General features: G+C 35.4%; 11 protein-coding genes and 1 tRNA gene. 1 reads left to right on the top strand and 11 read right to left on the bottom strand.

Translation table 11 applies throughout. The features are described 5' to 3' along the window. The 3 genes from OZD62_RS05210 to OZD62_RS05220 all read right to left on the bottom strand — a co-directional run. Positions 1 to 202: exopolysaccharide biosynthesis protein (locus OZD62_RS05210; protein ID WP_275019583.1), on the bottom strand; the 202-nt coding region annotated here is incomplete at its 3' end. 166 nt (positions 203 to 368) lie between these two features. Further along, on the bottom strand, positions 369 to 536 hold the full coding sequence (tatA, locus tag OZD62_RS05215) for a twin-arginine translocase TatA (RefSeq protein WP_006013840.1): 168 nt from the start codon (positions 534 to 536) through the stop codon (positions 369 to 371). 128 nt (positions 537 to 664) lie between these two features. Next, positions 665 to 1,438 (bottom strand): ABC transporter ATP-binding protein, encoded by a 774-nt coding sequence (locus tag OZD62_RS05220; protein ID WP_006280146.1) that lies wholly within the window; start codon positions 1,436 to 1,438, stop codon positions 665 to 667. Between the two features lie 147 nt (positions 1,439 to 1,585). On the opposite strand from OZD62_RS05220, the gene OZD62_RS05225 reads away from it, so the two are divergent. Next, a tRNA-Arg gene (locus OZD62_RS05225) sits at positions 1,586 to 1,662 on the top strand. Positions 1,663 to 1,763: 101 nt separating this feature from the next. Here OZD62_RS05225 and uvrC read toward each other — a convergent pair. From uvrC to OZD62_RS05265, 8 genes are all read right to left on the bottom strand, one after another. Further along, positions 1,764 to 3,581: an excinuclease ABC subunit UvrC gene (gene uvrC / locus OZD62_RS05230; protein WP_275019584.1), complete on the bottom strand. Its 1,818-nt coding sequence runs from the start codon at positions 3,579 to 3,581 to the stop codon at positions 1,764 to 1,766. Further along, positions 3,565 to 5,682 (bottom strand): glycine--tRNA ligase subunit beta, encoded by a 2,118-nt coding sequence (gene glyS / locus OZD62_RS05235; RefSeq protein ID WP_275019585.1) that lies wholly within the window; start codon positions 5,680 to 5,682, stop codon positions 3,565 to 3,567. The genes uvrC and glyS overlap by 17 nt, the downstream gene beginning before the upstream one ends. A 3-nt stretch (positions 5,683 to 5,685) precedes the next feature. After that, positions 5,686 to 6,525, bottom strand: coding sequence for a glycine--tRNA ligase subunit alpha (locus OZD62_RS05240; protein WP_275019586.1), 840 nt, complete (start codon positions 6,523 to 6,525; stop codon positions 5,686 to 5,688). Positions 6,526 to 6,569: 44 nt separating this feature from the next. After that, positions 6,570 to 7,328, bottom strand: coding sequence for a phosphatidylglycerophosphatase (locus OZD62_RS05245; protein ID WP_275019588.1), 759 nt, complete (start codon positions 7,326 to 7,328; stop codon positions 6,570 to 6,572). A 146-nt stretch (positions 7,329 to 7,474) separates the two neighbouring features. Continuing rightward, positions 7,475 to 8,470, bottom strand: coding sequence for a porphobilinogen synthase (hemB, locus tag OZD62_RS05250; protein WP_275019589.1), 996 nt, complete (start codon positions 8,468 to 8,470; stop codon positions 7,475 to 7,477). After that, positions 8,463 to 9,488 carry an NADH-quinone oxidoreductase subunit NuoH gene (gene nuoH / locus OZD62_RS05255; protein ID WP_275019590.1) on the bottom strand — a complete coding sequence of 342 codons (1,026 nt, stop codon included), beginning with the start codon at positions 9,486 to 9,488 and terminating at the stop codon, positions 8,463 to 8,465. Before nuoH ends, hemB begins: the two co-directional genes overlap by 8 nt. Next, positions 9,472 to 11,520, bottom strand: coding sequence for an NADH-quinone oxidoreductase subunit NuoG (nuoG, locus tag OZD62_RS05260; protein WP_458695163.1), 2,049 nt, complete (start codon positions 11,518 to 11,520; stop codon positions 9,472 to 9,474). The genes nuoH and nuoG overlap by 17 nt, the downstream gene beginning before the upstream one ends. A 5-nt stretch (positions 11,521 to 11,525) precedes the next feature. After that, on the bottom strand, positions 11,526 to 11,738 hold the full coding sequence (locus tag OZD62_RS05265) for a hypothetical protein (RefSeq protein WP_006279675.1): 213 nt from the start codon (positions 11,736 to 11,738) through the stop codon (positions 11,526 to 11,528). Positions 11,739 to 12,308 lie beyond the last annotated feature (570 nt).

Here is a 12,308-nt window from a genome sequence, read left to right on the forward strand (position 1 = left end):
TATAACCAGGTGGAACCGGTATAGGCACCGATAGCGGCAAGGAGAAGATGATTATTAAAATACCAAAACCGCGTTCATGCAAAGCTGTTTTAATGTCAAACAAAGTTACTTTATTGCTATCATTGTTATTGGTATCTGCAACCTCTTTTAGAATATCAGAAGCTAGTTTTTTATCTTTAGTTAGTTTCTCACTTTTTTGCACAATTATCCTTTAATAAAATATTCCTCTTAAGCTAACATAGTTGTTGCTGTATTTCAATATTTGTTATTTATTTCATACCAACACTTCATCTCTTTCATTCTTTAACCTGACTAAGTTTTTAAACAGATGACATGCACTAAGGTGCATGTCACGAAGTATGAGGACGCTAACGATCTGGTTCATTAGACGATAATTTTTCTGAGTCCTTAAGCTCCTGTTTAAGGTTTTTGATGCCTTTTCCTAAATCACCCATAACTTGCGGTAATCTGCCTGCACCAAACAGAACTAAAATTATTATTAAGACTAGAAACAATTGCCATGGTCCTAAACTCATTTTCACCTCCATTTAAAATATTGACCTTTAAATATTAAAACTTGACTGAAGTCAAGTAACACATAGATTATATCACCTTTATTTAATTATAAATCAAGGTTTTTTAATTATTTTATAACAATCCCAAACTAGATTATTTTCTTGCAGCGAATAAGTGGAAACTTTTCGCTTAACTGTAGAGTAGAAGAGAGCTCACTAAAAAACTTTGCTAGCGTATCATCTTTAGGCTTATGGTATATATCGCTAGAAACTCCTGATTGAATAATTTTACCATTTTTCATTACGTAGATAAAATCTGCAACTTTCAATGCTTCTTGCGGGTCATGAGTTACCATTAGCACAGGGATATTTTTACTTCTAAAAAGGGACAATATATGTTGTCTTATTCGGCACTTGAGCAGTATATCTAAATTAGAAAATGGTTCATCTAACAACACAACATCAGGGTTTTGTGCCATCACTCTTGCTATTGCAACTAATTGTTGCTGTCCTCCAGATAAGGCGTTAGGGTACATATTTTCATATTTTTCTATATTGAGTAACTTCAAGATTTCCAATGCAATTAGGTGCTTTTCTCTCTTGGAAGAGCTGCGGATAGCAAAGGTTATATTTTCTACTACTGTTTTATGAGGAAATAATGCAGAATGCTGAAAAATCAATCCGATATTTCTATGCTCTATAGCGACTGATGCCTTATTACTTGCAACTAACCTATCATTTATAAAAATAGTTCCAGATTTTGGATTTTCTATCCCCGCAATTAATTTCAAAATTGTTGACTTGCCACAGCCAGAATGCCCCAATAAACATGCAACATTTCCTTTCTTTACTTTAATGTTTATATTGCTTAAAGCAAAGTCGTTTTGATTGTTATAGAAATAACCAATATTGTTAACTAGCATTAATCTTACTTAAACCATGTTATTAAATATAATAGCATTATACTCAAGAAGTACAGAAATGTTTTTTGTCGTCATAAATTGGTTATGCAAGAAATCTAGAAAAGAAAGGATTTTTTGCTATAACTTTACATGAATGGTAGGAAATACGGGACTATAGCTCAGCAGGATAGAGCGTTGGACTCCTAATCTGAAGGTCGTGCGTTCAAATCGCACTAGTCCCACCACATTGCTTCACAAATTTTATGGAGATTTTTTTTCACAAATACGCACACCTTTTTTTGCGGTTTTAAGATATAAATTCCCTAATAATAAAACGGGTTTTGTGTCATTCCAGTACTCCTCTCTTATAATTCACGTATTTAAGAATGACTTCTGCTAAACCTTTACTAATTCCAGGTACGTTTTGAATTTCAGCCAGAGAAGCTTTGCTTATATTTTTCACTGAACCAAAATAAGACATCAACGCTTTTTTTCTTTTGTTGCCAATGCCGGGTATTTTGCTTAATTGTGAAACTATAAACTGTTTATCGCGTTTTTTTCTATGTGAAGTTATCGCAAAACGGTGGGCTTCATTACGCAGCGATTGTAAGTAAAGCATGACTTTGCTGTCATTTGCCAGACTGAATTCTTCCCTGCCCAGCATATAAAATCTTTCATTTCCTGCGTTACGATCAGGACCTTTTGCCATACAAGCAAAAGGAACGTTTATGTTCAATACTTCCAGTACATTCTGTACTATGGAAACATGTCCTGGTCCACCATCAATCAGTAAAAAATCAGGTATTATGCCTTTTATATTGCCGGAGAAACGTCTGGTTAGCACTTCCCTCATCATTTTATAGTCATCGCCTGAAAATTTTTCCTTTATAGTAAATTTTCTGTACTCACTCTCTAAAAAACCCTCCTGCCCTGCAACAATCATCACCCCAATTTGCTGGCTTCCAGAAATATGGCTATTATCATAAACCTCGATACGCTTTGGAATGTTTGGTAACAAGAAGATTTTGCTAAGCTCCTCAAGCTTTTCTAGGTTATTTCTATAATCGATAAGCTTCTGCTCTAAGCTATGCTGAGAGTTATCATAAACAAATTTCAATAAATCACGCTCTTTTTTATTCTTTGCATGCAGAACTTTTACTGGCTTTTGAGCAACCTTATATAGTGCTTGTTCTATAATTTCCTTATCCACAATAGAATCTGGAACGTAAATTTGTATTGGAGGTATGTTAGCTGAATTATAAAAATTGACCAAAAAGGTGGATAAAATTTCATCATTTGAGTGATCACCACAGTTCTCGGCAAAGTAAGGAGTGCTGCCGTAGTTGTCTTTATTTCTAAACGATAACACACTAATACATGCTAGATCCTCTTCACGTACAATACTGAAGAAATCTGCATCTTTTTCAAAAGAAAAATCCGTGTGCTGTATTTGAATTTGCTCAAGAAACTTTACCCGATCTCTATATATAGCAGCAAGCTCATAGTTTTCTTCACTGCTGCACTTTCTCATTGTGAAAAGTAACTGTTCTTTCACTTCCTTATTTCTTCCAAGCAATGTATTTCGTGCCTGTTTTACTGATTGGCAGTAGTCGTCTTTTGTGATTTTGTTTATGCATGGTGCTGAGCAGCGCTTAATTTGATATTCAATACATGGTCTTTTTGTTGAGGAAAAGTATTGATCTGAACATACTCTTAGGAGAAAAGCTTTTTGCAATGACAATATAGTTTGCTTAACAGCAGCGGCAGATGTAAAGGGACCATAATAATGAAACTCATTTTTCTTAAATTTGCCTCTATATTTTGCTATTCTTGGATAATCGTGCTTGGAAATTGTTATATAAGGATAAAATTTTCCATCCTTGAGCACAATATTATAAAGTGGTTTCAATGATTTTATTAGCTGTGCTTCAAGAAGCAGTGCTTCGATTTCATTCTCAGTGATGAATATTTCAACCTTAATAACCTGTAAGAGCATAACTCTAATTCGTTCAGAAAGGTTTTCGAATTGAAGGTAGTCGGATAACCTTGACTTTAAGTTTTTTGCTTTTCCAACATATAAAACTTTATTCTTATCTCCAACCATCTTATACACGCCACAGGATTGTGGAGATGATTTGATTTGTTCTTTATATTGCCTGAGCATTTATCCATTGTTTAACCTGTATGAGGTTAAAATCTGCTACTAAATGAAAGATGGAAACTACATTTTCAAGCAAAGATAATCTATTTCTTCTCAGCTTATCAGAATCACAGTTAATCTTTATACTGTCCATAAACTGATTGATAAACGGAGCAAAACCAGCAAGTTCATCAAGTGCTACATTAAAGTGGTTATTTTTTATCGCTTGTTTTATGTTTTTACAAGCAGTTATAGCACAATTTGATAGCGCAATTTCTTCACTTTCAATCAAAAACCTCTTACCGTAAGATGCACTATAAGTAGTGCCATCACTTTTCCTTGCTTTGCTCATCATGTTACTGACTCTTTTGTAAGTGCTTAGAATTTGTTCACCTTCTGGAGTACTAAGATAACGATCCAATATAACAGTTCGCTTTTCTGCTGTCAGCAGATCATTAATATCGATTTTATATAGTATTGAATCTACAACATCTTGCCTTATATCTCTATTTTTTAAAATAACCTTGAATCTTTCTAAGCAAAATCTAAATACTAGTTCTGAAATTTGTTTTCTATTCGGCTTATCAACTGACGCTGTATTTTTATTAAATAGAAGCCTTGAATATAAAGATACTGACTTGTCTATCATTAGCCTAATTGGAACATGCAAATTATTTTCAAGTATTGTCCTAATTATACCAATTGTCATTCTCCGCAAACCAAATTGATCATACGAACCAGAGATTTTCTCACCTGCTGCAATTAAACCAACTAAGCTATCCACTTTGTCTGCAATTGACACAGCAATTGCAGAAGGAGATTTAGGACACTCCTGCTCTGGCCCGATTGGCTTATAATGCTCAGTTATAGCTTCCACTACTTCTTTATCTTCTTGAAAATAAGAAGCATAATATCCACCCATTACTCCTTGTAATTCTGGAAACTCTCTGACTATCGATGTTGCCAAATCAGCTTTTGCCAAATATGCAGCACGTTCAACTTTTATCAGCGAAGCATGTGGAATAAATATAGCTATATACTTTGACAGAGCCGTAATACGCTTCACCTTTTCCCCCACGCTGCCAAGTGAAGCATGAAATAATATCGAACCTAATTTTTTGACATAATAATCTAGATTTTCCTTTTTATCTTGAGATATTAAAAATTGGGCATCAGCAAGACGTGCTTCTAATATTCTTTCGTGCCCTTTAACAACTTCACCATTGTTGACGTTGACAACAGTGACAAAGTGTGAAATTCTCTTTCCATTACTTAAAGCAAGGTATTTTTGTTGTGTATTAACTATACTAAGTATTACTTCCTTCGGTAATCCAAATGACTTTTCTTGATTCACTTCACCAAACAGTACGATTGGCCACTCTATAAGCCCTGTCAATTCATTTAGTAAATAATCATTTTTCTCAAGTTGTAAATTCTGCTCTTTTGTGAATTTATTAATCTGATCTAGTATAAATTGCTTTCTTTTGTCCATTTGGAGAATTACACTGTTTTTTTCTAGCAATTCAAAATAGTCTTTAGGTGCTTTAACAGTTAACGCTGTACCACTTGAGAGAAATCGATGGCCATATGTTGTGTTAGATGCTGTGATCCCTGCAAAAGACACAGGTATTATTTCGTCATTTAAAATGCATAAAATGTTTTTGATTGGCCTAACCCACCTTTCTTTTCCTTCGCCCCATCTCATGCTCTTCAACCAAGAAAAGTTTTTGAGCATTTCCCCCAGTTGATTTTTGAGGAATTCTCTGATGTTAAATGAGCAGCTTTCTCTTTTAATGAAGTAAAAATCCTCATTATTTACTTTTCGAACGAGCAAATCTTCTTCATTTTTCTGATATTTTCTTAAAAAACCTTCGATAGCACTTTTTGGTGCGTTAATGTTTGGTCCCTTAACTTCGTTATTGGAATCCTTTAGCTCCAAAGCATTTATGTTGTCGACAAATAGGGTAATGCGACGTGCCGTTATAAAAACCTCCATTGATGTAAATTTTACATTATTTTTGTTAAAAACATTGGCAATACAGCTTTTAACTTGAGTTGCAACTACATTCTGCATTCTCGGTGGTATTTCTTCTGAAAGGCACTCAAATAATAACTGCAACGACATACGCTATTTACTCATGTACAATTCACAACATTTTTTTGTTAGCTCTCTAACTTTACCAATATAAGCTGTACGTTCATTCACACCAAGCACACCTCTTGCATCAAGCAGATTAAGTAGGTGACTAGTTTTAATACATTGGTCATAGGCTGCCATTGGCAGCTCCTTTTCAATAAGGAACTTACACAATTTTTCCGTATCTTTGAATTGCTGCTGTACCACTTTAGTATCATAATAATCTAACGCTAGATAAGAAAATTCATATTCTCTTTGTTTAAAAACATCTCCGTAAGTTACACCGTTATCGTTCCAAATTATATCGTAAACATTATCTACACCTTGTATGCACATTGCTAAACGTTCCAACCCATATGCCACCTCACCAGGAATCATCTTGCAGTCAATCCCTCCAACTTGCTGTATATAAGTAAGCTGTGTTACTTCCATTCCATTGCATGTAACTTCCCATCCAAGTCCTGATGCACCAACGCTCGGATTTTCCCAATCATCTTCAACAAACTTAATATCATATTTTTCTGTAGATATGCCAAGAACTTTTAAGCTATCTAAATAGACGTCTTGTAAATTATTACCAGATGGCTTTATTATAACTTGATATTGGTGATGTTGATACAAACGATTAGGATTATCACTATAGCGTCCATCTGCTGGCCTAATTACTGGTTGTAGATATGCAATTTTTGCCGGTTTTGTATCAATTGCAGACATAATTGTTGCAGGATGTAATGTGCCAGCACCAACTTCAGATGTGTATGGGTGAAGTATAACACATCCTTCACTAGCCCAAAAATCTTGTAACTCTTTTATTATACTTTGTAAGTTCACACAAATTGTACACTTTTTATACTAAATATATAAATAAATAAGTACTATTCAATACCTATTTTTTTAACAGTATCATGTAAATAATCACCTAAAACTGCTGAACTTTCCCTCACATACTGAATTATGCTTTTATTTAGGACAATTGCATCATGCATAGTTAAATCGCAGAATATAAATGCTGTTAAATACAGTAAAATCACCGCATAAAATGTGTGAAAAATCCCCTCAAATGTAATTGACATTGCATTATTATAGCTGAGCTGTATTGAACTTATTGGCCATGGTTTTATCACTTCTACGACATTAAAAAATACGTAAGGTATCATAAGAAAAAAGAAAAAGTGCATAAAATCATTAAACCAAAATGGGCATTGAAACATCTGCTTACATATATTCCCATAGAGTTTACTTACAGCATAATAAATCGACATCATTGCCGGCATTGAAAGTGCTAGAGTCAGTACTTGCCCTGACGCTATTTGTATTACTATTTCTTCACCACTGTTTGCTGAAGGGTCTTGAGCATGAAAAATAAATATTCCAATTAATTGCATTACTAACATAACTATTGCCAATTTTGTAAAAACAGCAGCTACAACTATTCCTGAGTCTGGCATTTTATATAGTAAGTATTCGCCTCCATATGTAAGAATTAATATAACATCGACAATAAATAATATTAAAAAAGAAGACCAATAGTTCTGCCAACTTGGTAAATATCCTATTCCTAAAAGAGAGCTTACTGTTTTAGCAGGAAAAACCTTGCCTAGCATCTTTCCCAAAAATTTAAAAAAAATCCCCATGTTCTAAGTAACACTTGGTTTATATTATTTATAATACTGTATTGTAACGGACTTATCAACAACTTAAAACATGTATTGGAAAACTTTAAGTAATATGCAGCAACAGTAGAAGAACGTGCGCCAAAAATTTAATAATTTTATAGGGCTTATGCACTTAAATTTTTTGCAATATCAAGTGCAGCGTAAGTGAATATTGCACTTGCACCCGCACGTTTGAAACCAATCAAAGATTCATAAATCACCTTGTCATAATCTAGCCAGCCATTATTTGCAGCAGCTTTTATCATTGCGTACTCACCGCTTACTTGGTAAGCAAAAATCGGAAAATTAAACTTATCACTTGCTGTTTTGATAATATCTAAATATGGCATACCTGGTTTAATCATAATAAAATCTGCACCTTCATTTATATCCATTTCAATTTCGCACATTGCTTCGTGCGCATTTTTATAATCCATTTGATAACCACTTTTGTCTATAGAATGTGATAGCCCATATGAACCAACGACTTGCCTGAATGGAGCATAGAAGCTAGAGCAGTATTTCACTGCATAAGATAATATTAATACGTCTTGAAAGTTGTTATCATCTAATGATTTTCTGATTCTTCCTACTCTACCATCCATCATATCAGAAGGAGCAACTATATCACATCCTGCCTTCGCTAAAGCAAGTGCTTGCTTACACAGTACTGATATAGTTTCATCGTTTTCTACATCCATCTGATTATCTTTTAAAATGCCGTCATGGCCATGAATAGTGTATGGATCCAGTGCAACGTCTGCAATAATACCAATTTCAGGTACCTTTAATTTTACAGCACAAATTGCTCTGCAGATTAAGTTGTCAGAATTATATGCTTCTTCAGCGTTTTCCGATTTTAGTTTACTATCAACTACAGGAAAAATTGCAACAGCATTAATTCCTAAATCTTTAGCTTCCTTAACTATAGACACTAATCCATCTATTGAATAACATTTTACGCCTGGTAAGCCAGAAATTGGTTCAGTTGTTTCTTCTCTGTCATGAACAAACAGAGGAAGAACCAGATCATTTACTGATAAACTATTTTCACTTGTTAAATTGCGAACCCATTTGCTCGAGCGCCTGCGTCTTAATCTTGTATTTGGAAAATTAAACATTGGATCCAGGCAAGTTCCCAGTAAAGAGCAACACCCCTGAAATGAGTATCACCCAAAGCACCGATATTGGTAGAAATACTTTCCAACCAAGGCGCATTAGCTGATCATATCGATAACGAGGTATTGTTGCTCTAATCCAAATAAATATAAACAAAAGTATAACTATTTTCAAAATGAACCAAATTAAACCTGGAATTTTGTAAAGTAAACTGAACTCCAGCGGCGGATACCATCCTCCTAGAAAGAATATCGTCATCATAGCACTTGCTAGAATCATATTTGCATATTCTCCAAGAAAAAAGAGGGCAAAAGGCATGGATGAATATTCAACGTTATATCCAGAGACAAGCTCTGCTTCAGCTTCTGGTAAATCAAATGGGTGACGATTAGTTTCTGCAAGCAAAGAAATAAAAAATATTATTCCTATAGGCATTAGTAGCAAATCAACCCAAAATGGCATATTGTGTTTCGCTACCACCATCTCTCCAAGATTTAATGTTCCAGTGGTAATAACGACTGCAGCAACTATTAAGCCTATTGAAACTTCATATGAAATCATCTGAGCAGCCGACCGTATAGCGCCAAGGAATGCATAATTGGAGTTGCTTGACCAGCCTGCAATAATCACGCCGTATACTCCCAGCGACGATATAGCTAGCACGTAAAGCACTCCAACATTAATATTTGCTATAACCTTAGGAATAACTACTTGCTGGCCATTTTCTACAATTACTTCAGCACCAAACGGTATAACTGCCCAGGCAATTAATGCCAAGATAAAGGTAAGCATTGGAGCCATAATGAACGGTATGGTGCTCGCTCTAAATGGTATTATCGGCTCTTTAATCAGTAGCTTAATAGCATCTGCAAATGGCTGCAATAGCCCAAAAGGTCCAACTACACTCGGGCCGTGCCTTAGTTGAATTGCAGCAAGGACCTTACGCTCAAAGTATGTCAAATATGCAACTGAAAGTAGTAGCGGTACTAAAATAAATAAAATATTAACTAGTGTGTTCATAAAAAGCTTTAGTACAATCTGCCATTATTTTTGAAGCGCGACTTATTGAATCCGTCATATAAAAATTACACTCCTTTAAAGTAAAAGGTGTATCACTTAAATTTATTTTACCATTGCTAATTGGCACCCATGTGTTTTTTATCACTTGATCAGCATTTCTAAACTGTGGACCGATAGTATCTAATTTTTTTCTCACGTCAAATAAACTATCATATGGTAAGGAGAGATCCAAATATTGCGAGAGATTTTTAATAATTAACCAGTCCTCCTTTGCTTCACCTGGAGGAAATACAGCTAAATTTGTTCTTTGCACTCGACCTTCAGTGTTTACATAAGTTGCATATTTTTCTGTATATGCAGCACCAGGCAAGATAACATCTGCCACATGTGCACCCTTATCACCGTGATGACCTTGATAAATTACAAATGTGTTTTCTAATTTTGATGTGTCAATTTCATCTGCACCAAGAAGATAAACAACTTCTATTTCACCACTTTCTGCATGTTCCAATATTTGATTAATATCCCTTTCGCCTTTTTTAGGAACAAACCCAATATCTAGCCCACCAACTCTTGCTGCAGCTTTATGCAGCACATTAAAGCCATTCCAGTCATCTCTGACCATGTTAAATTCTTCTGCAATTTTGCCAGCTAGAATTAGAATTGATTCAGAATCGTCTCTTACTAATGCATCTTGACCGATAATCAGCATAGGGCTCTGAGCAGCACTCAGCAGCTTACAGAACTTATGATTTCCATTTGCTATTTCACTCAAAATATCAGGATTATCGCCCAATTTCTCAACATGATACAAATATTCAATGTTAGGACCAACACTTGCAACAGGAAAGTTGCCCTGTAAATATCTCTTTCTCAATCTTACGTTAATGATCGGTGCTTCTATCCTTGGGTTTGTATTTATAAGCAGACACAAATCCGCATTCTCTATACCTTCAATAGTGGTATTGAACACATACGATCCACGATTATTTGGTATAAGTTTTGCACCATCCTGCCTGCAATCTATATTTCCCGAGCCGAGCTTCTGCATCATTTCTTTAAGTAGAAGCATAGACTCACAATCTGCTAAATCACCTGCAATTGCAGCTATTTTATTTGATTTTGTATTCTTTAATTTCTTTGCAGCAACAGTTAATGCCTCATTCCAATCAACTGGGGCTAATTTACCATCTTTTTTTATATAAGGTCGATCAAGACGCTGAACTTTTAGTCCATCATAGGCAAAACGGGTTTTATCTGATATCCATTCTTCATTTACCTCTTCGCTCAGCCTTGGTAATATCCTCATAACCTCCGGGCCACGATAATCAACTCTAATTGCGCTACCCACAGCATCTAGCACATCTATAGTCTCACAATGTGATAGCTCCCATGGACGCGCTGTAAAGGAGTAAGGCTTTGCAGTTAAAGCTCCTACCGGGCAGAGATCTATGATATTTCCGGATAATTCAGAACTAATATGCCTTTTTATGTAAGTGCTAATCTCTACATTTTCTCCCCTTCCGATTCCTCCAAGTTCATTTGTACCTGCAACATCAGACAAAAATCTAACACACCGAGTGCAATGAATGCATCGATTCATCGCGGTCTCAATCAGTGGTCCGAAGTGTTTTTTTGGCACAGCCCTCTTATGCTCATCAAGTCTGCTGGTTCCTTTCCCATAAGCCATCGTGATATCTTGCAAATCGCATTCACCACCCTGATCGCAAATTGGGCAATCAAGCGGGTGGTTAATTAGCAAAAACTCAAGCACACCTTCACGTGCTTTTTTAACCTTAGGGGTATCAGTGTGAATAACCATCCCTTCTGCAACTGGCATTGCACAAGAGGCTACTGGTTTTGGAGGTCCACCCTCCACTTCAACCAAACACATTCTGCAATTACCAGCAATTGCTAAACGCTCATGATAACAAAAACGTGGAATTTCAACGCCCACGACTTCACAAGCTTGAATTATAGTGAGCCCATGCTCTACTTCACATTCCTTAGAATTAATAGTAACTTTAACCACAACTATTATACAGCTTCCCACTTTATAGGATTGCCGCTTACCTCATCTTCAACCAGATTGCCGTTGTCATATTGAGCAGACATATAATTCATGCGCGAATCACGATCTATATATCTAACAGGTTTTACCGGTTTATCTTTATACATTTTTTGCTCAGCTTTCTTACGCTGAGTAGGGTTATTTTTACTAGCTGTCTTTGCTTTCCCACCTGCTGCCATATAAACTCCTAAAAACTTTTCATTCTATTTTAACACTTAAGTATATAGCGTCAATATTTAATAACTTTAAAATTTCAATAGATCTCTTATTATAATCATTTTACAATCATTGTTTAAATAAAAAGTTACCCCTTGATGCCATTCCAGCGCATGACGCACAGCTGTACGAACATTGCAATTTGCAGGCAATTTGCGTGGCAGATTCAAGTAGCTGACACTGGTTTCCATCCAAGACAGCAGTAGCCCTTTCGGTGTTATTTCAGTGCTTGACACTGAAATCCAGGATTTTGATTGGATACTGAGTTGGTAAGCATAAAAGTGTAGCTAACGCGAGCTCTACGTCATACCGCGATTTATTCGCGGTATCTCAAAGCATAGATCCCGCTGCGGGATGACGATTGTCGTTTAGCTATAAACATTAAGAAATTTACCAAACGAAAAAAAAGGCAAAAGAAGCCCTGGGGTTATTATCCGCTTTAAAATATTGGCGTTTTTTATGTTTTAAACGCTTGACAAGCAAGATTAAGCTGCTTTTAATTGCAACTAACTTACGCTGCAAATGTTTAAGAA

The organism is Wolbachia endosymbiont of Drosophila seguyi, assembly GCF_028981765.1.
Lineage (GTDB): Bacteria > Pseudomonadota > Alphaproteobacteria > Rickettsiales > Anaplasmataceae > Wolbachia > Wolbachia pipientis.